Origin of the sequence: Prevotella vespertina (assembly GCF_009728485.1) — a bacterium.
Classification (GTDB): domain Bacteria; phylum Bacteroidota; class Bacteroidia; order Bacteroidales; family Bacteroidaceae; genus Prevotella; species Prevotella vespertina.
The window spans coordinates 52,333-78,413 of the sequence record NZ_VVIQ01000011.1 but is presented as its reverse complement, the minus strand read 5'-3'; the positions used below and the strand labels follow the sequence as shown (position 1 = coordinate 78,413).

General features: G+C 43.5%; 15 protein-coding genes. 8 read left to right on the top strand and 7 right to left on the bottom strand.

The genetic code is table 11. The annotated features are described in order from the left end of the window. Positions 1-8: 8 nt before the first annotated feature. Positions 9-899 (bottom strand): DNA/RNA non-specific endonuclease, encoded by an 891-nt coding sequence (locus F0475_RS09730; RefSeq protein WP_155716472.1) that lies wholly within the window; start codon positions 897-899, stop codon positions 9-11. Positions 900-1,436: 537 nt separating this feature from the next. Here F0475_RS09730 and F0475_RS09725 point away from each other — a divergent pair. The 5 genes from F0475_RS09725 to F0475_RS09705 all read left to right on the top strand — a co-directional run bounded on the left by F0475_RS09725 (position 1,437) and on the right by F0475_RS09705 (position 7,285). Next, positions 1,437-2,306, top strand: a complete 870-nt coding sequence (locus tag F0475_RS09725; RefSeq protein WP_155716471.1) for an electron transfer flavoprotein subunit beta/FixA family protein — start codon at positions 1,437-1,439, stop codon at positions 2,304-2,306. Positions 2,307-2,311: 5 nt separating this feature from the next. Further along, positions 2,312-3,334, top strand: a complete 1,023-nt coding sequence (locus tag F0475_RS09720; RefSeq protein ID WP_155716470.1) for an electron transfer flavoprotein subunit alpha/FixB family protein — start codon at positions 2,312-2,314, stop codon at positions 3,332-3,334. A 5-nt stretch (positions 3,335-3,339) separates the two neighbouring features. Beyond that, the gene (locus F0475_RS09715; protein ID WP_155716469.1) at positions 3,340-5,073 is read left to right on the top strand and encodes an acyl-CoA dehydrogenase family protein; all 1,734 of its coding nucleotides are present in this window, start codon (positions 3,340-3,342) and stop codon (positions 5,071-5,073) included. A gap of 134 nt (positions 5,074-5,207) precedes the next feature. Further along, on the top strand, positions 5,208-6,512 hold the full coding sequence (locus tag F0475_RS09710) for a phosphatase PAP2 family protein (RefSeq protein WP_234422995.1): 1,305 nt from the start codon (positions 5,208-5,210) through the stop codon (positions 6,510-6,512). Between the two features lie 395 nt (positions 6,513-6,907). Beyond that, a complete protein-coding gene (locus tag F0475_RS09705) occupies positions 6,908-7,285 on the top strand; it encodes a hypothetical protein (RefSeq protein ID WP_155716468.1) in 378 nt (125 codons plus the stop codon). 174 nt (positions 7,286-7,459) lie between these two features. Here F0475_RS09705 and F0475_RS09700 read toward each other — a convergent pair whose 3' ends face one another. Next, positions 7,460-10,246, bottom strand: a complete 2,787-nt coding sequence (locus tag F0475_RS09700) for a porin family protein (protein ID WP_155716467.1) — start codon at positions 10,244-10,246, stop codon at positions 7,460-7,462. 407 nt (positions 10,247-10,653) lie between these two features. On the opposite strand from F0475_RS09700, the gene F0475_RS09695 reads away from it, so the two are divergent. Continuing rightward, positions 10,654-12,060 carry a hypothetical protein gene (locus F0475_RS09695; protein ID WP_155716466.1) on the top strand — a complete coding sequence of 469 codons (1,407 nt, stop codon included), beginning with the start codon at positions 10,654-10,656 and terminating at the stop codon, positions 12,058-12,060. A gap of 126 nt (positions 12,061-12,186) precedes the next feature. On the opposite strand, the gene F0475_RS09690 is transcribed toward F0475_RS09695, so the two are convergent. The 4 genes from F0475_RS09690 to F0475_RS09675 form a co-directional block, all read right to left on the bottom strand. Then, positions 12,187-13,392, bottom strand: a complete 1,206-nt coding sequence (locus F0475_RS09690; protein WP_155716465.1) for a mechanosensitive ion channel family protein — start codon at positions 13,390-13,392, stop codon at positions 12,187-12,189. A gap of 24 nt (positions 13,393-13,416) precedes the next feature. Next, a complete protein-coding gene (dacB, locus tag F0475_RS09685) occupies positions 13,417-14,733 on the bottom strand; it encodes a D-alanyl-D-alanine carboxypeptidase/D-alanyl-D-alanine endopeptidase (protein ID WP_155716464.1) in 1,317 nt (438 codons plus the stop codon). Then, the gene (locus tag F0475_RS09680; RefSeq protein ID WP_155716463.1) at positions 14,730-15,137 is read right to left on the bottom strand and encodes a PH domain-containing protein; all 408 of its coding nucleotides are present in this window, start codon (positions 15,135-15,137) and stop codon (positions 14,730-14,732) included. The genes dacB and F0475_RS09680 overlap by 4 nt, the downstream gene beginning before the upstream one ends. A 152-nt stretch (positions 15,138-15,289) precedes the next feature. Beyond that, positions 15,290-16,189, bottom strand: a complete 900-nt coding sequence (locus tag F0475_RS09675) for a diaminopimelate dehydrogenase (RefSeq protein ID WP_009435703.1) — start codon at positions 16,187-16,189, stop codon at positions 15,290-15,292. A gap of 441 nt (positions 16,190-16,630) precedes the next feature. Between F0475_RS09675 and ruvA the strand changes: the two genes are divergently transcribed. Both ruvA and sov read left to right on the top strand, forming a co-directional pair. Then, positions 16,631-17,248 carry a Holliday junction branch migration protein RuvA gene (ruvA, locus tag F0475_RS09670; protein WP_155716462.1) on the top strand — a complete coding sequence of 206 codons (618 nt, stop codon included), beginning with the start codon at positions 16,631-16,633 and terminating at the stop codon, positions 17,246-17,248. A 130-nt stretch (positions 17,249-17,378) separates the two neighbouring features. After that, the gene (gene sov / locus F0475_RS09665; protein WP_155716461.1) at positions 17,379-24,935 is read left to right on the top strand and encodes a T9SS outer membrane translocon Sov/SprA; all 7,557 of its coding nucleotides are present in this window, start codon (positions 17,379-17,381) and stop codon (positions 24,933-24,935) included. Positions 24,936-25,118: 183 nt separating this feature from the next. Here sov and F0475_RS09660 read toward each other — a convergent pair whose 3' ends face one another. Continuing rightward, positions 25,119-26,006, bottom strand: coding sequence for a hypothetical protein (locus tag F0475_RS09660; protein ID WP_234422994.1), 888 nt, complete (start codon positions 26,004-26,006; stop codon positions 25,119-25,121). Positions 26,007-26,081: the final 75 nt, after the last annotated feature.

The following is a 26,081-nucleotide window of genomic DNA, read 5'->3' as shown; positions in this document are numbered from 1 at the left end:
CTTTTATATTACCATTCTGAAATATCGGCTTGGCACTCTACACGCTGCTCAACATCGTCGGGCAACTTTGGAAAGAAGTCTATCCCAGTTATACGCTCCACATCATCAACAGTGTTCACATACTCCATCTTCTTATGACCCTTAGCCGATGTATTACGACAAACGAATCCAATTGCTCTTGGAGTAGGCTTCAGCCGCAAGATAACCTTATAGAAGGCTTCAGGTACTTGCACCTTATTATTACCAATACGCTTATGTGGCTGCTTGAAATAGATCGGTCCGCAAACAATAAAGACATCACCATACCGCTTCGCCCACGTGCGACATTGTTCTTCTATTGAGTTCCATAACCCACTATTTAAAGCATGATCTTGCGGACAAACATTTGTCATCAAGAAACTTTGTTCCATCGCCGTCTCACTCCATCGATTGTCACCAGCAGGACACATGTGCCCTCGGTCATAGCCTGAACGCATATAATCGTAAGTATCCACACGAGGTTCTGGCACATCGTCATCTGCATGAAACTGCACACCATTACGCTTTACTACACCATCAACATGATTAGCTGTGAGGTGCCATGCCACCCAGTTCGGTGTCTTCGTATCTATATTGTAGGATGCGGTGTAGCCTTCTCTATAAAGCAAAATAGATGGTACTCTCGCCTTCCCCTGCGGTATTTCTAATCCATTCTTAGCCTCAACATTAGCGGAAGAACTAGTCTCTTCTTCTGTTGCATTATCCTCATTCGTATTGTTCTTATCCGCCTGCTCTATACTTTGAACATCTTTAAAAGACTGCTCCAAAGCTGACAAACTAACTCTTCCTTTGCCCGACTGACATGAAATAGCCAGCAATGATAAGGCGAAGATATAGCTTTTCACAAATATATGTTTCATCGTTTCCTTATGTTATAATCATCTATTAGAACGGCAAAGATACAATATTCTTATTACATCACACTCCTTTTCACCTAATTAACAGCATTCCCACTCCCCTTATCTTCCCTTCATTGAAATGTAACTTATCCTATTTCCCTCTTTTCAGTTGAACCCTCTTCGTACTTTAAGTTAAAGTCCTCAAGACGTCTAAGTTTATGTCCTTTGCTACTTTAAGTTAAAGTATGAAAGGATGATAACTATATGGTGGAATGTAACGATGGTGGCGATGGTAGGAACACGTATTACTTATAATATCATGCACCTATATTAATCTGTCTTTAGAACATATTACTTATAACATGAGCCCCATCAACTACTCCGTCTTAAAAGCACATTCCATTATCTGAAGGAGACTTATTTTTACTCTATTATGCACTTTTGAGTAGGGTTTCAAGGCTCGATGTTTTTAGAAGTTTTATTTGCTTATATTCTAAAAAAAACGTACTTTTGCCACCACTCACGTAATAAGAAATTCTAAATCACACATTTATATCTATGAGTTTGAAAATCGTTGTACTTGCTAAGCAGGTACCAGACACAAGAAACGTGGGTAAAGATGCGATGACAGCTGAGGGCACGGTGAATCGTGCTGCACTGCCAGCAATCTTCAACCCAGAAGACCTAAACGCTTTAGAGCAGGCCTTACGACTGAAGGATCAAGACCCAGATGCCTCTGTTGGTATTTTGACTATGGGTCCTCCACGTGCTGGAGAAATTATCCGACAAGGACTTTATCGTGGTGCAGATACCGGTTGGTTACTTACCGATCGCAAGTTTGCTGGTGCCGACACCTTGGCTACCTCTTACGCTTTGGCTACTGCCGTAAAGAAGATTGGGGATGTAGACATTATCATTGGTGGTCGTCAAGCTATTGATGGCGATACGGCACAGGTGGGTCCACAGGTTGCACAGAAGTTAGGTCTTAATCAGGTTACTTACGCTGAAGAGATTCTAAAGGTTGAAGACGGAAAGGCAACTATTCGCCGTCATATTGATGGTGGTGTTGAGACGGTTGTAGCCCCATTGCCAGTGCTGATTACTGTTAATGGTTCTGCAGCTCCAGCTCGCCCATGTAATGCTAAGCTCGTTATGAAGTACAAATACGCTACATGTCCTATGGAGCGCAAAGGTAATGAGCCTTGGGCTAACCTCTACGAAGAGCGTCCTTACCTCACTTTGAACCAGTGGTCAGTTGCTGACGTTGATGGAGATGAGGTTCAATGCGGTCTTAGCGGTTCGCCAACAAAGGTGAAAGCAGTGCAGAACATTGTCTTTCAAGCTAAGGAGAGTCAGACGCTAACAGGCTCTGATGAGGATATTGAAGGACTTGTTAAGGAACTATTAGGAGAGAAGATAATTGGGTAAGACCTATGAATAACGTATTTGTATATTGCGAAATAGAAGAGACCACCGTACAGGAGGTTTCGCAGGAGCTATTGACTAAGGGTCGTAAGCTCGCTAATGAATTGGGTGTTGAGTTGCATGCCATTGTTGCTGGTAGTGGTATTAAGGGGAAGGTGGAAGACCAGATTCTGCCTTACGGAGTAGACAAACTCTTTGTCTTTGATGGTGAGGGACTATTCCCTTACACATCTGCACCCCACACAGACATCCTTGTTAATCTCTTCAAAGAGGAGAAGCCACAGATTTGTTTGATGGGTGCAACGGTGATTGGTCGTGATCTCGGTCCTCGTGTATCATCATCATTGACAAGTGGTCTGACTGCCGATTGTACACAACTAGAGATTGGTGACTACGATGACAAGAAGGCTGGCAAGCATTATGAGAACCTGCTTTATCAGATTCGCCCTGCTTTCGGTGGTAACATCGTAGCGACGATTGTCAACCCTGACCACCGTCCACAGATGGCTACGGTTCGTTCTGGTGTCATGCAGAAAGCACTCTATGAGGATAAGGCAAAGAATGAGGTTGTCTATCCTGATGTTGCTAAATATGTGCCCGAAGTAGACTATGTTGTGAAGGTTATCGACCGCCATGTCGAACCAGCACAGAACAACTTGAAGGGTTCTCCTATCGTTGTTGCTGGTGGATATGGTGTCGGCTCTAAGGAAGGTTTCGACTTGCTATTCAAGCTCGCAAAGGAACTTCATGGTGAGGTTGGTGCTAGTCGTGCTGCTGTTGATGCTGGTTGGGTAGACCACGATCGCCAGATTGGACAGACAGGTGTAACCGTTCACCCTAAAGTGTACATCGCTTGTGGTATCTCTGGACAGATTCAACACATTGCAGGAATGCAGGACAGCGGTATCATCATATCTATTAACAACGACCCAGACGCCCCCATCAATGCCATTGCCGACTATGTTATCAATGGAACTGTTGAGGAGGTGGTGCCTAAGTTGATAAAGTATTATAAGCAGAATAGTAAATAAGGAAAATGGCAAATTATTATACTGACCACCCAGAGATAGCGTTTCACTTGAATCATCCATTGATGAAACGCATTGTAGAATTGAAGGAGCGTAACTACGCTGATGCCGCTACACACGCTGATGCACCAGTAAACTACGAGGACGCTATTGAGAATTACAAGCGTATCCTTGATATTACGGGAGACATCACAGCGAACATCATCGCACCAAACTCTGAAGCTGTCGATCAAGAAGGTCCACACCTCATTGATAACCGCATGCACTATGCAAGCAAGACGCTTGAGAACATCCAAGCCACTCGTCAAGCTGGTTTATGGGGCGTATCAATGCCACGCCAATATGGTGGCTTGAACCTTCCTAACGTCGTATTCTCTATGTTATCAGAGCTTATTGCAGCTGCTGATGCTGGCTTCCAAAACATTTGGTCATTGCAGTCATGTATCGACACGCTCTACGAGTTCGGTAATGACGACCAACGCCAACGCTATATCCCACGCATTTGTGCAGGCGAAACCATGTCAATGGACCTCACCGAACCAGATGCTGGTTCCGACCTCCAGCGCGTTATGCTCAAGGCTACCTTCGATGAGAAGGAGAATTGCTGGCGACTGAATGGTGTAAAGCGATTCATTACCAATGGTGATTCTGATATCCACCTCGTCCTCGCCAGATCGGAAGAGGGCACACGAGACGGACGTGGCTTGTCTATGTTCATATACGATAAGCGCAATGGTGGCGTTGACGTGCGTCACATCGAGAACAAGCTCGGTATACATGGTTCGCCTACTTGCGAGCTTGTTTACAAGAATGCAAAAGCAGAACTATGTGGCAACACACGCATGGGACTCATCAAATACGTTATGGCATTGATGAATGGTGCTCGACTCGGCATAGCCGCTCAGTCGGTTGGTCTTGAGCAGGAGGCTTACAACGAGGGATTGGCATACGCAAAGGAACGTGCGCAATTCGGCAAGAAGATTATCACCTTCCCTGCGGTTTACGATATGCTCTCTCGCATGAAGGCTAAGCTCGACGCAGGTCGTTCGCTATTGTATCAGACGGCTCGTTACGTTGATATCTATAAGGCATTGGAGGATATTGCTCGTGACCAGAAGCTCACTCCAGAGGAGCGTCAAGAGATGAAGAAGTACACAAGACTGGCTGACGCTTTCACTCCGCTCGCCAAGGGTATCAACTCTGAATACGCTAACCAGACTGCTTACGACGCTATCTCTATCCATGGAGGCTCCGGCTTCATCATGGAGTACAAGTGCCAGCGCTTGTATCGCGATGCGCGTATCTTCTCAATCTATGAGGGTACAACGCAACTCCAAGTAGTAGCTGCTATTCGTTACATCACCAACGGCACTTATCTTTCTATTATGAAGGAGATGCTAGAGGACGAACTCGCTTGCGACTGCATGAAGGCTTTGTGCGATCGTGTTGCCCGTCTCGTTGAGCTTTACGAGGAGTCAATCGAGAGGGTAAATGCTTACGATAACCAAGATATCCACGACTTCCTTGCTCGCCGTCTGTACAATATGACAGCCGATATCATCGGTTCGCTACTCTTGATAGAAGATGCTTCTAAGGCACCAGAGTTATTCAAGAAGTCGGCTAATGTATTCGTTCGCATGGCAGAGGAAGAGGTGATTGGTCACGCTTCTTACATCAAGTCATTCGACCCAGCAGACCTTGCTAACTTCAAGGCTACGGACGATGAACCTGCTGAAGCATAACGATTAACACACAAGAAACGTCTAACGGGAGGATGTGTCATTACATTTTCGACACATCCTCCTTATCTTTATTATATAACTAATTAATTTCTATAACAGCATAATAACATTGCCAGCAAACAAGCTCCAAGATAATGAAAGAACTATCCAAACACCCAACAAATAGAGTTAAATCAGTTCTACTGTTATATCTTCTTTTCTTTGTTTCAATGTGTGGGTATTCCGAAACAGCAGACACACTATCTGTTATCAGCAACGATAGCTTACAAACCGAACAAAATACAATTATCCAACCATCGCTTCAGACAAAGATGGATAACTTCAGACAACGACGCTGGTTTCAAGCTACCTATCTAGGCGTCCCAATGATAGCTATGGGGTTACTCGAAAAACATTTCGACGATAAGTTCCGAGTACTAAGGAATGACTTCATGCCTAAGTTCGACTATAAACTCGACAATTACACACAGATAGCACCAGCGGCTGTCATGCTCGGCTTGAAGGCAGCAGGAGTGCCAAGCAGGTCCTCATGGGGAAGGATGATTATGAGCGATGCCATCACCATTACTTTGATGACAGGGGTGGTACAAGGACTCAAATATACAACCAATGTAACCCGACCTGATGGAAGCAATAAACAGAGCTTTCCCTCAGGACATACTGCGACCGCCTTTATGACTGCCACTATGCTATCCAAGGAGTATGGGCACATCTCTCCATGGGTAAGTGTTGGGGCATATACCATAGCAACTGCAACAGGACTAATGCGTATGGCGAATAACAAGCATTGGCTCAGTGATGTCATGGTTGGAGCAGGCTTTGGTATTCTGTCAACAGAGTTCGGATATTGGATAACTGATGCTTTCATGAGAGGTAGGGGATTAAACTTCCAAAAGTTACAAGAGGAGGAACAACTAGAACGTAGCAACCCTTCATTCTTCAACCTCTATATGGGCTTTAATATCCCTCTAAGTAAGTTTGATATCAATAATAACACAACCATTCAAACATCAGTGGGAACCGTCCTTGGTGTTGAAGGAGCTTACTTCTTCAATCAGTATATAGGTATTGGTGGGCGTTCAACTTTCTCAAACATACAGCTTATCATTAACGACACTGAAACACAAGACAACACGTTCAACTTCGATAACTTCAGCATTGGACCTTATTTCTCGCTTCCACTAACGCTTAGATGGACGCTTGATACAAAGCTGCTAGCAACGTTTACCTATTATTACAATACAATAATCAATAATATAAATATTCCGAAAAATACTGGATGGGGCATTGGAACAGGTTTAGGTATTAACTATCATATAAGAAAGCATTTCGCCTTTGGCTTATTTGCCGATCACAATATACAGCCACCATACAGCATAAAGAACAAAGAGTACATTCACACACTGACTATTGGTACCAAAGCAGCCATGAGATTCTAAGGTTTACACTATAAAACAGCTACATCCAATTAGCTGGATGGTGTCATCCAATTAGTTGGATGCATTCGTCCAATTAGTTGGATGAAGTCGTCCAATTAACTAGATAGTGCTGTCAAATTAGTTGAATAACATTATCTACCTCATTTAAAAACATATATAAGAACTCTCATTAATAGGAATCCATAACAACAGATTAGTTGCTTTTCTTCTAACAAAATTGTCTATTAGGTTGCCTTCATTAGCTGTTTTGAACCGCCTTTCACAGCTCTTCCCTCAAAAGAAGTTATTAGAACCAATAGTCTATAACAACCTCAAGAGCGAAATAAAACATACACCTTTATGGTGATATGCGAAATTATCTCTATCTTTGCAGCACATAATTAAAAGGAAAGAATATGAAGAGATACATGCAAGCAAGCCTATTATTGATGGGCTTCCTGTTGGTTCAATCAACCGCAGCAATGGCGCAATGCCCTATCAAGGAACGGATTATGAATGGTGAGGGAGAGGCTGATTCGACATCGCGAGTAAGATCTGCTCCTGCACTGGCAAGCTACACGTTGGTTATTTTCTTCGATAAGAAAAAGGGCAGCAAACCACTGATGAAGGCGATCAAGACGAGCGCATGTACGATACTCTACAAATACAAGGAATCTAACGGAGTAGCGATTAAGGTGCGTGAAGGATGGGATATGAACAAAGCCATAGCCTACTTCAAAGGCGTGAAGGGCGTGCTAAGTATAGGCGTGAATGGTATCATGCAGCCTGAATAGGCATCTGTAACGTTCCAACAAACAATAAGGTCAGGCTAAAAACATAGCCTGACCTTTCTTTGTTAGATGGTAGATAGCACGCGATTAGATGGTAGATAGCATGCAATTAGATGGTAGATAGCACGTAATTAGATGGTAAGAGGACACGTGATTAGATAGTAAGCGAGAGCATGATTACTTCTTCTTCGGATTGACATTGAACTTCCATGCGAGCGAGAACATCACATATCGGGGAATACTGTTGTGCCAAGTCTCCATGCGCCCTTGCTCATTAACGGCATAGCTTGTACTCCTCAACTGATGAAGAATATCGAACGCCTGCAACTTAGCCAACAAATGATTGTTGAAGAAGGAACGTGTGAGTTGTGCGTTCCAGAGCCAATCTGACGTGTTCATCTCTGCTTGCTGATAGCCTCGACGCATAAAGACTGTTATGTCAGTGACCAACTGGAAATGCCAAGGAAGTGCCAAGGTCGTATTCAGTCCCACGTTATAGTCGCCTGCATGAATAGCCTCGAAGCCTGTGCGCTTGCTAGTGATTGAGTAATACTTCACGCTTCCGTGCAAAGCAACCTCTGCATTGTCATTAGCTCGATAATTCAACTTCAATGTGTTATCGAGTATCACATTCCCCACTATGCTACGCTCGTTTCCTGTGCTACCCAGCGTCTGTGCCATATCCACCGAGTGCCTATATTCTGCTGCAAAGTTGTTATCAATCGTCAACCGATTGTTCTTATCCAATGCACGTGTGAAGTTGAAACTACCATTAATATGCCAGTTACCATTCACGCTAACGGGTAGGATGTGCGACACGGAGGTCGTTTTATCATATTGCAGACCATATGCAACAGCGTTATCCGTCTGATTATAGCTTGCACTTAGGCTGATACTCTGTTGGTGCTGACCACGGAATGTCACATTACCCGTCACATAGTACTTATGAATATCACGCAACTTACTATTGCCCTCACGCACATATAGCGGATTGCTGTCGTCTCGGTAAGTGGTAAGAAGCGTCATCTCGGGGAAGTCCGAACTCATCCCCATGCGCACTGACCATTGACCTTGTTTCTCCAAAGAGAGCATAGGTTCGAAAAATGTCCGCTGTCGACTGATGTGCTGCATCCCCATTCGTTCATAGTTCAGACTGGCATGCAAGAGGCGAACGGGTACTCCCACACGGAACTCGGCACCGAAGAGTAGGCTCTTTAATGACGAATAAGACAGATTGAAGAGGTGCTCATGTCGACGCTCCCGATACTCATAAGTGTTGTTACCATCCAATGCGCCCGCTATCATCAAGGCTGTTGATGGTGGGAGATTATCGAGTGAGTAAGGTCCAGCACCTATCCGATCGAGTCGGTAAAGGAGGTTATTTGTCTTGTTAAAGTTATAGATGTACTTGTATTCAGGTATCACGCTGCGGTCACGATAGTTCCATATATAGTGCAAGCCAGCCGTTAGCTTGAGGTTTTGATTCGGTGTATTGAGATAGCGCACACGCTTATCTGCAGGTAAGGCAGCCGTTGGGTATTGCAAGTCGGACGATAATAATGAGCGATTCAGGTCTCTAGTGTAATACACCTGACCTGTTACTCCGAACATATCACTCATTAACACCTTCCATCCCACACTATTATCGAATGTGAAACCATAGTGCTTTACATCGTTACTCTGGCTTTCCATCAGTCGGCTCAACAATGAATTATGTACCGAGTCACGCTGGTTATCCAATCCCCAACCCGTCTTCTTCTTATAAGATGCAGCCAGATTCGATGTCACATAATAGGCATCTTCCTGCAATATTAACAGGTTGGTTGTTTGCCACGACGTACTACTATTCCTCATATTCGATACCGCCTTGCGATAGGAGTCACCATCAGGTAAGAAGGTTTGTGTGTTCGTCTTCGTTACTAAATTATCGTTCGTATGCTCCCAAGTGACATCACTTTGGAACCAAGAGATGGGCGTACTCAAGGGGCGCATATAAGAGAGTCCTGCCGTCTTCGTCGTTGTTAGTCCGTCAGAAACATCCTGCGGCGACCATTCCCCATCAAGTCTTGCCCGCTGATTATCGTTTAGGTTGTTCATATTAAAGTATGTCCCGATACGCTCCTTATCGGAGAACTTCATGAGAAAAGCACGTGTCATATAACGATGTTGAGTACCTGCTCCAGCCTCAAAGTTGCCCATGTAGCCCGTAGCATACTCCTTCTTCAGTCGTACATCCATCGTATATACCTTGTCGCCCATGTCTTGTCCCATCATCTGCGACTTCTGTCCAGCCTTATTGAACACCTTTATCTTACTTACCGTGTAGGCTGGCAGGTTCTCCAAAGCCATCATTGGGTTACCAGAGAAGAAGTTATTGCCATTGACCAATAGGCTCTCTACATACTTACCATTGACATATATCTGTCCATCCTTCGTCAGTTTCGCCCCCGGCAAGCGTGCCACTAAGGTCTCCAGCATGCTCCCTTCAGGCAGATTAAACGCATCGGCATTATAGACGATAGTATCTTTCTTGATAACCATCTTCAGCTTTGTCGCCTTCACCGTGACCTCTTTTAGCTTGTGCACCTTATACATATAGATGGTTCTCACAGGTATATAGAACTCGCGTTTACTCTTCAGTTCGCAATTCATGTAGGCATCTTGATACCCTTCTGACACTGCATGAACAATGTAATGACCCTTTTCTATAACACCAGGAAAGGAATATTCGCCCGTATAAATAGCTTTGCCACTCTCTGGATCTTGCTCTGCTTCGGTCGAAACAGAATCTATCACAATGCTATCCGCTGTCATCAAGTATAACTTCACAGGCATTCCTTCTCCCGTAATAGCGTCTTGCACCAATCCATTCACTTGATAACGATACTTCTGTGCATGGGCTGATAAGCATATAAACAGCGCACAAATCATAAAAAATAAGCTTCGAACTCGATTCTTAGTCATAAACTTTAGGTTGATTATTAGACGTTTGTTAAGGATTTATCGAATATCTATCCCATAGGTATAAACCTATTATTGGCATAGACACATAACTTGATTGCAAAGATAGGACAAATCTTTTATATTACAAGTAGGCTTCCGTTAAATAAGACAAAACTTATATCAGCAATCAAAGAAAGCCTCTCTTGCATTGAAAGAGACGCCTTCTTCACATCAAGGAAACGCCTTCTTCATATTGAAGAAAGCCTCTCCTTCTTTACAGTCTCCTATCCGTTGCTAACGAAGCACAGCCTCGCTACACTGCACAAAACAAAAAACTACACGGAGAAACACGCTATATAAGATTTAATGTGTATATTTGTTGCCATCAAAACAATACTTATTAATCTGAACAAACAACGTTATTAACTATGATACCATTCAATCGTTTCGCATCCACAATCACCTTAGCTCTCACCTTATCTGTCGGTGCGCATGCACAATCAACGAACTTAGAAAAGGACGTGGAGAGTTATTTCTTGCAAGCATTAAACACCCAACTGACCACGGAAGTGGCTGATCGAAAGGCTTTCACCAATGCCCCTACCTGTGTAACCCACCTACAACAAAGCATCAAAAACAAGGATATTCCTCACTATCAAGAGATGGTTTGGAAGGCTTGGCAAGCAGCTAATCGGGCACTGAAAGAGCAGAAAATCATTCCTGCAGAGCCTTTACAAAATGCCAATCAGGCATCATGGGACTTGCCACAAGGCTTAGAGTCTAACGCAAAAATGCCTTATTACTATGGAACGAAAGGCACAAGTGATAAGCCGCTACCGCTCTTTCTCTATCTACATGGCTCTGGACCGAAGGCGCAGGAATGGCAGAATGGTATCTTACTTGCCAAGTCGTTCAATGATTCGCCATCGTCTTATTTCATCCCACAGATACCCAATGAGGGCAAATACTATCGTTGGTGGCAACTTGCCAAGCAGTTTGCTTGGGAGAAACTCATCCGCCAGTCGCTCGCAGAAGGGGCTGTCGATGCGAACCGACTATATGTCTTTGGCATATCAGAAGGAGGTTACGGAAGTCAGCGACTAGCCTCTTTTTATGCCGACTATTGGGCTGCTGCAGGTCCAATGGCTGGTGGAGAACCATTGAAGAATGCGCCAGTTGAGAATTGTGCCAATATAGGGTTTTCATTCTTAACAGGTGCTGATGACACTGGATTCTATCGTAACATCTTAACCCATTACACGCAGGTTGCCTTCGATTCAGCGCAACTCTCTCGTCCACTCTCTGCTGACCAACAGCCTATCTTCCGCCATCGTGTACAGCTCCTACCCGGTATGCAACACCACATAGACTATAGACTCACCACACCATGGTTGCGACAATTCGTTAGGAATCCATACCCTAAGACGGTGCTATGGGAGGACTTTGAGATGGATGGAAGGCATCGTTCAGGCTTTTACAACTTACAGGTTTTGAAGCGTCCATCAGCCCTTCGCACCTATTATGATATGTCTATTCAAGGGAACGTGATTACCCTTAGCATACAAGATGTACGCTATACAACAACCGAGAAAGAGCCACAATGGGGCATAGAAATGAAGTTTAATCGTTCTTACTCAACGGCTCAAGGAGGGAAACTACGTGTCTATCTCAATGATAAACTGGTAAATCTTAACAAAGAGGTGACAGTAATCATCAACGGAAAGAAGGCTTTTCAAGGTGTTGTAAAGGCTAATCTAAAAGACATGATAAATAGTTGTGTGGAATATTACGACCCCTATCGTGTGTTCCCAACAGCCGTAGAGGTGAGTTATTAAACACTACAAACAAAATAGGAACAGACGCATTTGTCTGTTCCTTATCTTATACTTCCAGTAACTCAAGTAGGTGTATATCCACCTTTAGAAGGACTTTCGGAAGTTACCTGTTAGAAGCCCTCTCCATTATTGAACAGGGTTCTGTTCATAGATCTTTAAGCCAAACTCATGCGCATAGGCATAAACGTGTTCGAGAATATCTGACGTTGAATGCTCATAAGGAATCCAATCTTTATTAGATAAGAAGAAGTAAAACTCGATAGGAACTCCCGCCTGTGTCGCATCTAATTGACGCAAGAGTAAAGTCATCTTAGGGTTTACATCTTCTCGTTTGGATAGATAATGTTCCATGTAATGACGGAAGAGTCCGATGTTAATTACATCCCCCTTCAGATCCTCCTCCTTGACATATCCCTTTGCAAGAAGGTTCTTCTTGAGATCATCATCAGCAATTCTTATACTGCGAACATCAAAGTAGACGACCTTCTTCACACGGCGTCCTCCCCCCTCTAACATATCTTTCCAGTTGAGGAAAGTGCCATTGACGAGTGTCTGCGGAGATACAGTTGCAATAGAGTTATCGCCTTGCTTCACCTTAACCGTGGTAAGGGTGATGTCTTGAACAGTACCATCTATACTCCCATCTGTCAATGTTATCCAGTCTCCAATGTGTATCATCTCGTTGCTGGTGAGCCTAACTCCAGCGACAAGACCATCAATTGTGTCCTTAAATACTAACATCAAGATAGCAGATGTGGCTCCCAAACCAGCAAGAAGGTTCATAGGACTGCGATTAATGAGTATTCCCACAACCACAATAGCAGCTATAAAGATGGTCAATATCTTCAATACTCCACAGAAAGACTTGAGGTATTGACTCGTAGAATTACCTGGTTTCGTATTCAAATAACGCAATCTATTAATGATACCAACAGCGAGTTGGGTTGTAGCAATGGTGAGATAGACCGCTGTCAGACGTGCCAAAGCCTCTTGAACAACAGGTATTTGATAGAAAACAAGCGGCATTAACTTCCAGATAACGAGTGCTGGAACAATGCGACAGGCCACTTTCAAGACCTTATAATCAAATATTACATCATCCCACTTAGCCTCTGTTCGCTTTACAATCTTCAGTATTAAAGGTACAAAGACATACCTACAAATAAGCTCAGCAACGAGTGCCAGCAATAGAGCTACCACTGTTAACAACACATGACGCAGTACAGGGACGGCATGACCATGCACTCCCAACGATAGGATAACATTCTCTACAAAGATGCGAATCTGCTCTAGTACGTCATTTAAGAAGTGATGAGGAAGTTTCGGTAACATAGTTATTTGCATTTAAATGAAGGGTTATTGGCACAATGCCACACATATCTTGTTTTGGAAACGACGCATTGGTGAATGGGTCATTCCACCATTATTAATAATAGAGAAACATATCAAATGCCCGTTTGAAGCAGTGAGATAACCGGCTAAGGAACTAACTCCTCGCACTGTACCAGTCTTGGCTCTCACGTTGTTTTGAGCACTTGTTCCCCGCATACGTTTACGCAGTGTGCCATCAACACCAGCGATTGGTAAGGCTTCATAGAGCGCATTATAAACCTCTTGATTGCGATAAGCATGACGCAAGAGTTGGATCTCTAACTCTGCACTTACATAATTATAAAGAGATAAACCAGAGCCATCTGCCACATTATAATCACGTGGATTCAATCCGAGACGACTGAAGAGTGCATTCTCATAGTTTCTCCCTTGCTTAGCAGAACACCAACGAACTCCACCGCTCGCAGCCAACTGGTAGAACATAGACTCTGCATAGAGATTATCGCTGACCTTTAACATTCTGTGTAAGACCTCACGTATAGAATGAGTATAGGTAACGATCAATGACGCTTTAGAGGGAACTTGTCGTTCATCGGTAATACCATCGACTGATACTCCAACATTGCGTAGTTTGCGAAGAAGAGTGTCCACAAAATCATCCTTCCGATTGACCAATAAGGGCGTAAGAATAGGATTCTTATCATCCCAACACCACCCTTCTCCAAGTCTGTCTTTATCTTTGAACGACAGATCAGCATAAACATTTCCCTCAATGCGAGTGATCCCCAACTGTCGAATAGAGTCTGCTATCGCCGACAGATCACTGGATGACAACATAGGATCCATGCCTCCCAAGCAATAGAGATCACCGTGTAGAACCTGTGTAGAGTCATTGATTGTTCCTGTATAGTAAACACGTGTCTTGAAATCATAATCAGCTCCTAACTTATCCAAAGCAGCAATAGCTGTGACGCACTTCATCGTAGAGGCTGGGCGAAGATGGAGTTTCTCACGGAATTGATAGACGGGAACATCATCGGTTAAGTCCCATACCATGACCGAAGCCTGCACCGTTTCAAGGAGTGGACTACGCATGATACCATCCAAACGATTCGTGATATTCTCCTTCCAAGAGAGGTGGCTATCAGTGGAGAAAGCCGGTATAATGCTATCTGTATCTTCGTCTTCATCTTCCCCAATATCGTCCGTCTTGGGTTGAGCAATCACTGCCTTAGGATGCAGGATATTGGCTATCTCTGTACTATCAAGATATACTTGCGCATGAACCTGTAGGCTCAATACAACGCAAAGAACCAATGCCGATAAATATCTTAACTTCATTCTTCGTCCTTTCTCATTATCATTCGCTTGGTAAGTACAGCCTGAAACGAGTCGACATTATCAGGTTGTACGCTAATGGTATTGCCATTTACCAATTCAATTAATATATAATGTCCAATGTGAAAAGCAAAAGGATGCTTCTCTAATGATCGAATATCACTGATAGAAATAGACTTTGTTTGTCCGATACGTCCCGTCTTAATGCGTAATTGGTCATCGTCAGTAAGAACATAATTGGTATGTATAGCACGGTCGACGGCTCTAATAGTTACAACGATAAGTAAGACTCCTAAGACTACCATCATACCACTAGTTCGATGCCACAAACAGAAGAATGCACCAAGACCAAACACTAGTATCGCTCCTATATCATTTATTGTTACTTTATGTTGGAATGTTCTCATACTGAGTGCAAAAGTACAAAATAAAAGCCTTTGTACGTCAATATATTACATAAAAAGATAATGGCAACCAACATTGGTTGCCATTATTAGAAGGGAAAGTTATTGGGCTAATTAGGCTTATTAGCCTAATTGGACCAATAAAGCTAATACCCTTAAACCAAAGTCGCAATAATCTCTTCACGGCTACCGGGTAGCATATCAATGACCGGAATCTCTGGCATTGTATAGCAACCAGGGGCTAAACGGAAACTAGCTCGTGCCACATTGACAAGCACCTGGGCTGTAAGTGCTGGGTTATTGATATTCATATCGAATGAGAAGTGCTGGTTATGTGTCTTTCCACTAACGCCTTTGCGGGTCATGTGAACGCCATGACCAACATCATTCAAGGCGTCAACACTAGGTACAGCAAACACATGCAACTCGTCATGAGCAAAGTAATCGTCGGCCTTGAGCTCCTTTGTTACATCCTCAAGATTGGCTCCTTCTTCTAGTTCAACATATACCATACGGCGATGAATGCCCTCTCCCAAAGGTATAGTCATTGACAATGCGTCCTTAACGCCCTGCTTACTACGAGCCACAACAGAGTGTCCCATGGAACGACCAGGACCGAAGTTTGTATAAGAAAGACCCTCTGGTGCAAGGCTCTCCATTAGTACTCTTACGATAGAGTCAGAACCTGGATCCCATCCAGCAGAGATAACACTCACAGTGTTAGTGCGCTTGTTATTCTCCATTTGCTTCGTGCGATAGTCGAGGATAGAACCGTGAATATCGAAAGAGTCAACGGTATTAATGCCCAAAGCCGTAATCTTCTCGGCATACTCTGGACAACTTCTTGTTGGAGTTGCAAGGATCGCTACATCAACATCTTTCAGTTTTGTGATGTCATCAACAACCTCGTATGGAGTCAATTCTAGGGGCTTATCCTTATCACCCTGACGCCTTACAACGCCTGCAATCTCGAAATCCTTTGCTGCTTCTAAGGCCTGAACACTATACTGACCAATGTTTCCATAACCAATCACAGCTGCTCTAATCTTCTTCATAATTTCTTACCTTTTATGTTATTGAACTACTTTTCTCTGCAAAAATAGCGTTTTATTTGCTAATAAGTATCGTCTTCGACCCCTTTTTAACACTATTCTATATCTTCTTTATAATACACTCTTTCTCTCTGCCTTACACTTACTTATTGCGTAAGCAAGTTTTAGTAATTTAATTAAGTTCTCTCTCCATTCTACAAAGAGAGCCTCTCTTCATAACAAAGGAAGGCTCTCTTTAGTGCAAAGAAATGCCCCCTTTAAATGAAGAAGAGCCTTTCCTTTATTCGTATTCATAGATAATATGCACCTACGTGATGTCCTTTTCAATACGAAATTATAGTTATTAATTACACTCTTTCATAACAATAAACAAAGGAAGAAAACGTTATTAAGAACGTATATACAAAATTTCCATGCCCGAAAAAGGCATATTTATTTTAGATTATGATTGAATATATCAAAGGCGAACTGGCAGAGTTAACACCTGCCATGGCTGTCGTTGAGGCTTATGGTGTGGGTTACGCACTAAACATTTCGCTGAACACTTATAGTGCAATACAGGGCAAAACAGCTGTAAAACTATATGTTCATGAGGCTATTATGACTGGTGGACGCGATGACAACTACACGCTATACGGCTTTGCAAATAAGCAGGAGCGAGCCCTTTATAGATTGTTGATTACGGTCTCTGGAGTAGGTGCGAACACTGCAAGAATGATTCTTTCTTCATTGACACCAGCCGAACTTTGCAACGTAATTGCCAATGGGGACGAGAAGATGTTGAAGACAGTTAAGGGTATTGGTCTTCGAACTGCTCAACGCATTATAGTCGATCTCAAGGATAAGATCATGCAAAGTGGTATTGCTGACGAGTTGCATGTTAGCAACACTCCTGGTACACCTGCTGTTGATGCAGGGATTAAGGATGAGGCCGTTAGCGCACTCACTATGCTTGGCTTCCCACCAGCTCCTTCTGCAAAGGTTGTCGTGAGTATCCTTACCGAACAACCTGACCTTCCTGTGGAACAGGTGGTTAAGTTGGCGTTGAAGATGATTAAATAAAAAGCCTCACCCCCATCCCTCTCCGAAGGGAGAGGGGCGTAATTACCGCTTACAAATACTTTTCTCTGCATATTACAGCTTACATATTTCTGTTAAAAGGGCTTAGGGAGGCTTTCAATCACTCGTCTTCTTGAAAAGAAAACATTACATATTCCTCATTATTATCATGCTTCTTGGTAGTGTCACACTACTAAGCTGGGGACGTATGGCTCTATCTTTTGCACCGATAAAGAGTATCTTCTCTGTAACACAAAACGATACAATCAAGAAGAAGAAACCGATTGAGGTGGAGATAGATGAGGAGAAGATCCCTGACTCTCTACTGCATCCAAGATGGAAAGTGCAGCGCACTTCCCCTATTACTTATGATGATCTAAGGGAGAACTCTACCGATCTCATCCGCCCCGAGAACATGCGACAAACGGTGGAGTATAACGACTCGCTCAATCGGTATATCATAGGTAACAAGATTGGTGATACATACGTGATGGCACCAATAATGATGACACCTGAAGAGTATCGGAAGTGGACAGAGAAACGCAGTTTCACGGATTACTATCGCTCAAAGAACCAAGAGATACTACGCGAAAAGGGCAAGGAGAAGTTCGACTTCACCGATATGCACTTCTCGTTAGGACCGGCTGAGAAGATCTTTGGACCAGGTGGTGTACGTATTAAAACACAAGGAACTGCAGAGCTGAAGTTCGGTGCGACGCTCAAAAGCATTGATAATCCGTCATTGCCAATACGCAATCGTAAGACCACAGCGATGAACTTTGACGAGAAAATTAACGTCAACGTCAATGGCAAAGTGGGCGATAAAGTGAACATGAACCTCAATTACAACACTGATGCGACATTTGACTTTGACACGCAGAACTTCAAGTTGAAGTATGAAGGAAAGGAGGATGAGATTATCAAACTGGTTGAGGGTGGTAACGTAACATTCCCTTCTAACAACTCTCTTGTGCAAGGAGCTTCGGCCTTATTCGGCATTCGCACCGACATGCAATTCGGTAAATTGAAGTTACAAACGGTGTTATCTCAAAAGAAGAGTTCGAATAAGAGCGTTAGTTCTAGGGGTGGGAAGCAGTTGACACCATTTGAGATTGATGCCGCAGAATACGAAGAGAACCGTCACTTCTTCTTATCTCAATACTTCCGAGATCACTATGATGAAGCAATGAAATCATTGCCTAATCTGAAGACAGGTATCACTATCAACCGTGTTGAAGTGTGGGTAACAAACAAGAGCGGAACGACAAGTAACACTCGTAATATCGTTGCTCTCACCGATTTAGGAGAGAATGAACGAGTGAGCCGAACGGATCTTTGGGGTACAGGAATTGGTCAAGTACCAACAAACAACGCAAACACAGAATACAACACTATCGCTCAAGGTTACCCTGCTGCACGCAATATTGATCAAGTGACAGGTATCTTGGATGGTGCAGGACTTGTGGGTGGTAATGACTACGAGAAGATTGCTAATGCCCGACTACTCAATAGTTCGGAGTACACCGTAAACCCTGCTTTGGGTTACATATCGCTTCGCAGTGGTCTACAAACCGACCAGGTGCTTGCCGTTGCATACGAATATACATTCGGCGGAGTGACCTATCAAGTGGGAGAATTTGCCAGTGATCGCACCGATATCAATGAGGCTCTATTTGTAAAGTCGCTGAAGAACACCAATAACAGCCCTAGTCAAGGTAACTGGGGATTGATGATGAAGAACGTTTATTACCTGTCAACTAACATTGAGAAGGATAAGTTCCGCCTTGATGTTAAATATCAAAGTGATACGACAGGTGTATACCTTTCTTATATACCCGAACCACAAGTTAAGAGCTTACCCATCATCAAGTTGCTTGGTGCCGACCGATTAGATAACAATAACAACCCGCATCCGAATGGTTATTTCGATTATGTAGAAGGATACACAATAAGCAATGGGCGCGTCTTTTTCCCACTAGCGGAACCATTCGGTGCAGGGCTTCGTAAGAAACTTATTGATAAAGGTGTTACGGCTGCAGTAGCCGATAAGTACACCTTCTCGGAACTATATAATTCGACAAAGACAACCGCTAAGCAGATTGCAGAGAAAGATAAATTCATGCTTGTGGGACAATATCGTGGTACGGCAGCAAACGTTATTTCGCTTGGTGCCTACAATGTTCCGCAAGGTTCCGTGGTGGTTACTGCTGGTGGAGTAACGCTTAATGAAGGTTCTGATTACAGCGTTGATTACAGTGCGGGAGAGGTTACAATCCTCAATCAGAGTATTATTGATGCAGGAACTGCTGTCAATGTCTCCCTCGAAAGTCAAAGTGCTTACCAACAGGAGCGCAAGACTATGATAGGAGTAAACTGGGAGTATGACTTCTCAAAGGACTTCCAAATAGGTGGAACATTCATGCACTTATCCGAACAACCACTCACCACAAAGGTGAATATGGGCTCGGAACCACTCAACAACACCATTTGGGGACTTAATCTAAACTGGAAGAAAGAGAGCCAGTGGTTGACCAACATGCTCAATAAGATACCTTTCTTGCATGTCACTCAACCATCATATATCACCTTCTCTGCCGAGTTCGCACAGTTGTTAGCAGGGCAGAGTAAGGGTACACAAGACCATGCTTCTTACCTTGATGACTTTGAAGGTACGAAGAATGCAATCGATGTTAGCCAACCTACATCATGGGTTATTTCAAGTGTACCATCCGACTTCTCCGAGTCAACGGATAAGACGACTCTAAGGAGTGGATACAACAGAAGTCTCTTAGCTTGGTACAATATTGACCCGCTCTTCACACGTCGTAGTAGTTCACTAACGCCTGGTCACATCAAAAGCGACCTCGAACAATTATCGAATCACTACGTTCGTGAGATTCCAATTACCGAAGTCTTCCCTAACAGGGATCGTAACTATAGCGGTTCCATCTCAACCTTGCAAATACTGAATCTGGCTTTTTATCCATCAGAACGAGGCCCTTATAACTTCAATCCTAATATTGACATTAATGGTCACCTCACCAACCCAAACAGGACATGGGGCGGTATGATGCGTAAGTTGGACACGAATGACTTCCAGACAGCCAACATCGAGTATGTGGAGTTTTGGATGCTTGATCCGTTCATCTATACTAATCGACAAGCTAATGCCAACCAGTATGGTGGCGACTTCTATATCGATCTCGGCGAGGTGTCTGAAGATATATTGAAGGATGGAAAGAAGTTCTATGAGAGTGGTATGCCAGTAGATGGTAGCAACTCATGGACGACTACTCAGTGGGGACGAATCCCTACACAATCTACCATCACGTATGCTTTTGCAACGTCAGCAGGCAGTCGTGCCAAGCAAGATGTGGGTTACAATGGCTTGACGGATGAAGAAGAAAGACAGTTCGCAGCCTATCAGAACTTCCTTACTGCAGCCCGTGCCAACACCAATCAGGCTGTGTTTGACTCTATATGGGCTGACCCTGCCAATGATGACTACCACTATTTCCGTGGTTCGGATTGGGATCGTAAACGTGCATCGATACTTGAACGCTATAAAAGAATCAACAACCCGCAAGGTAACTCACCAGACAATGAGAACAATAACGAGCGTTATGACACGTCTTACAAGACCACTCCTGATGTAGAGGATATCAACCAAGACTATACACTGAACGAATACGAGAAGTATTACCAATACCATGTTAGCATTCGACCACAGGATCTCAACGTCGGACAAAACTTCATTGTGGATAAGCGAGTGGCGTCAGCATCCTTGCGAAAAGGAGGTTCGGAACCTGTTACATGGTATCTTTTCCGCATTCCACTAGAAGAGTTTCAGAAACGAGTGGGCGGTATCAACGACTTTACAAGTATCCGCTTCATGCGCATGTTCCTCACTGGTTTCAGCAAACCAATCGTTCTCCGCTTTGCCACTTTCGACCTTGTCAGTGGCAAATGGCGTCAGTATCAGCAGAACTTAACCACTGGTGCGCCCAATACGGGTACGATGAATGTTAGTACGGTGAGCCTTGAAGAGAATGGAGATAAGACTCCCGTCAACTATGTCTTACCACCTGGTATCATTCGAGGACAGGATCCGAGTCAGCCTCAACTAGTACAGGAGAACGAGCAAGCACTATCTTTGGTCGTTAATAATCTAAGCTCGGGTGAATCGAAAGCTGTGTATAAGAACACAACACTTGACCTGCGCCAATACAAGCGTCTACAGATGTTTGTACACGCAAATGCCTTCGAACAGAACACAACCAACCTCGGTGATGATCAGTTGGCAGTGTTTATTCGATTAGGATCAGACTATAAGAACAACTATTACGAATATGAAATTCCATTGAAGCTAACCGCTCCAAAAAGCGATTACGACATGTATCTCCCACAGGATCAACGGCTGGTTTGGCCTATAGAGAACATGTTGGATATTCCTTTGCACCTACTCACTTCTGTCAAGAAGCAGCGTAACAAGGCACGTGGAACTGGTGGAGCTAGTTTCAACCGCGTCTTCTCTGTCTATGACACTGACCACCCTGCCAACAAAGTAAGTATCATGGGTAACCCAACACTGGGTGAGGTTAAGACTATGATTATCGGTGTGCGCAACCTTTCCAGCAGCCAGAAGAGTGGTGAAGTGTGGGTCAATGAGTTGCGTCTAAAGGAGTTTAACAACGAAGGCGGATGGGCTGCAAGAGGGCAGTTGAATGTCCAGTTGTCCGATTTCGGTAGTGTTGATATCAACGCAAGTCATAGTACTGACGGCTTTGGAGGCTTAGAACAGGGTGTAAATGAACGGCAGCAAGAAACGAAGACTGACGTGTCTGTCACTACGAGTTTGGAACTAGGTAAACTGTTCCCAGACAAGGCGAAGGTCTCTGCACCATTATATTATAGTATCACAAAGAGCGAAAGTAGACCTAAATATAACCCACTCGACACCGATATGGAACTGGGGGATGCACTCGAAGGAGCTAGTAACAAGCAGGAGAAAGACTCGATTAAGTCGATTGCAATTACCAAACGATTGACAACAAACTTATCGCTATCGAATGTGCGTGTTGACATACAGACAAAGAATCACCCCATGCCATACGACCCCGCAAACTTCTCTTTCTCGTATAGCCATTCACACTCTCACACATCGGGAGAAACGACTGTCTATGAGAATGAAGACAACTGGCGTGGGGCATTGAACTATAACTGGACACCTGTTTACAAGACTTGGGAGCCATTCAAACGACTGATCAAGAGTCGCTCAAAATGGTTTGAGATACTACGTCGCTTTGGCTTGAATTGGTTACCACAGAACCTTACCTTCAATACAGAGATGGTTCGCAACTATTACGAACTACAAGAGCGTGACATGGAGTCAATAGGTCATGACCGCCTCCCACTGACGTTTAATGAGCAGTTCCTATGGAACAGAGACTTTGCATTGAGATGGGACTTAACGCGCAACCTACACATGAACTTCCAAAGTGCAACGCATGCGGAAATAGAAGAACCATACACTCCTATCAACAAAGACCTCTATGCGGATCGTTATCAAGCATGGAAGGATTCGGTGTGGACAAGCATTAAGCACTTTGGTACTCCACTTGATTACCAACAGAACTTCTCGCTCTCTTATCAGTTACCTCTTAACCTTTTACCTGTCTTCGATTGGGTGAATACGGATGCTAGTTATAATGCAACTTACACATGGGTAAGGGGTGCTAACCTTGATAATGGTACTTCTCTCGGTAACACAATCACGAGTAACAGGACCTTAAACATTAATGGGTCTTTCAACATGGAACGCCTTTACAACCATGTTCCCTTCCTAAAGAAAACGAATGAGCGGTTCAATCGGACACAACCGAAGAAGCCCTCTCGTCCGACAATGACAGCCGAACAGAAGAAGAAGGCGAAGGAGCAGAAAGCGAAAGAGAAAGACGACGAAAAGAAGAAAGCACTACCTAAGAACAAGAAGAGTTTTGAGCAGGAAATAACCCTCAAAGCCGATACTTCTATCGTTGTATCGCATGGTAAGAATACGAAACGATTGATCTTCTCGGCTAAAGATGAGCATGGAAAAGCCTTAAAGATGAAGTGGAAGAAGGTGGGAGATAACCAAGTAAAAATCTTTAATCGGACGGATTCTGCTATACGAGCAAAGCTCACTATCACACCAAAAGAGCCACTCGATAACAAGAAATGGTATAAGACTGCACAATGTGTTGCACGTGCTTTAATGATGGTGCGCAACGTCGGAATATCATATCGCAACCAGTATTCTATGACCTTACCAGGCTTCATGCCAACCATTGGAGATGCCTTTGGACAACGTCGTGGTACCGGTGCATTAACTCCTGGTTTAGACTTTGCTTTTGGTCTCATTGACGATGATTACATTGGTAAAGCACGTGACAATAACTGGTTACTCATCAATGATAGTGTTGCCACACCAGCGATAACGAACCAGGTAGAAGACGTACAATTACGTGCCACACTGGAGCCTTTCAGAGACTTCAGAATCGATCTCACGGCTAGTAGAATGATAACCACTTCAAGGAGTATTCAGTACATGTATGCTGGCGTTCCAACCACTCAAACAGGTTCATTCACCATGACTACGCTCTCTTTGGGCACTGCTTTTGAGAGCATGGGAAACGCTAACAATGGTTATCATAGTGCCACTTTCGATCGCTTTGTCAATTCACTCAACAGCTATCGTAATCGTGTGGAGGCACAATACAATGGGGCTACTTATCCAGCATCAATGGGTGGAGGGCACTTCAGTCCAACGGTCGGAGCGGTCAATAAATACAGTGCAGATGTGATGATCCCAGCCTTCCTCAATGCCTACACAAGTATGGGGGGCAATGGATTAAAGTTATTCCCTACCCTACGAAGTCTGCTCCCGAACTGGAGTATTAGGTACAGTGGACTGTCGAGATTACCACTCTTCCAAGATCTATTCAAGAGTGTGAACATCAATCACGCATATAGAAGTATCTTCGCAATCGGCTCTTATCAGAGTTACAGTACATGGCAGGAATACATGAATGGATTAGGTTTCATCACCGATGCAACCACTGGAAACCCTATCCCAAGTTCGATGTATAACATCTCACAAGTTAGTATCAACGAGGCATTCTCGCCTTTACTGGGTGTGGATGTGACGCTTCAGAACAATCTAACTGCACGCATGGAATATCGTCAAACACGTGTGCTAGCACTCTCAATGACGAGTGTTCAGCTCAATGAGGCTACATCGAAAGATTGGGTAATTGGTATTGGCTATCGCATTAACGACTTCAATCTCTTTGGCAATGGAACACATCGTGTGGCAAAGAAGAAGAAGAAATCGACCGCAAACACGCAACAAAACGATAATAATTCATCGAACAGGAACAACGGATTTAACCAAGATCTTAACCTCAGATTAGATATGAGCTATCGTCGTCAAGCTGCACTTACACGTGACATCGCATCGCTCACCTCTACCGCTTCCAGTGGTAATACAGCCTTTAAATTCTCCTTCCTTGGTGATTACACACTAAGCCGCTTTGTCACAGCCAGCATCTATTACGATATGCAAATAAATTCTCCTTTGTTGTCATCGGGTAGTTATCCGACCACAACTCACGACTTTGGAGTTAGTTTAAGACTAAGTTTAACGAGGTAGAAAGAGGTTTACAGCACCTCTCCAAGGCTTCTGTAATACTTCTCCAAGGCACTTGTAATGGTTCTCCAAAGCACTTGTAATAATCCTGTAAATTATCAGTTGCACTTTAAAATGGCTTTAACAGATACGAAAAAGTCCGAATCCTTGCACTGGATTCGGACTTTTCTTTATAATTGGAATCTGTTAACGATCTGTATGAACAGGTTGAAATTCCATTGTAATAGTAACTTCTTCACGACCTTTAGATTGGCTATCTACCATGATCAACTGCCCATTATAAAACTTGAGGGCAGCTTGATCATGTACAGAGGTCTGATCCTCATTTTCTGAAAAGCCTATGATCAACTCGTTAGCGTTAATCCATTTCCAGTAATTCATTAGGTCTTCACGACCGTCCGTAGTGGTTACATAATATGAACCTGCATGCGTAAACGTAACCGTTCTCAATAGCCTTAAGCCATCAATATCATCCTCCTTGTCTTGAGAAAGCTTTAACTTGTCCTTATACTCAGGTGTGTTTATTGCTGATCTAAATCCATCGTAAAGCTCATTGGCAGAGGTAGATGAAGCATTATAGACCTTCTTTCCATCATACTTCACAACGATATAACACTTAGAGAACACCCATGTACGACACAACTCATCGTTGACCTTATTAGAAGGTAACGTTCCAGACTTCTGGGCAGAGAACTTGAGAGACTTCCCTTTATTGGTCAACAGCAATTCGTATGAGTTGTTGTTAGCAGTGATAGTCAGCTCGCCAACAGTATTCAATACATATCGATTACCTTTCTTCTCATAACTTCCAGAGACGATAACATCATCATTATCTTGTGAAGAAGATCCAGAAACACTACCATCATACACGATAAAGTAGCGTCCATCTTCAGTTAGTTCAAGACTCTTCCAAGTAGATCCCTGCGTTGTAATCTTGTATCTTGTAGCATCAGACAAATACTTCGGTCGTTCTATCTTACCCTTTCCTCCATCATCATCAGAACTACTGCATGCCGTGAAACTCAACGTCATCAACGCCAATAAACTCACTACTAAAAACTTTGAATGTCTCATTTTTTATTATATTTATAATTACTAGTTTCTAATAGATTTACCCCTTCGAATCATACATTCAATGATTCTTTTATA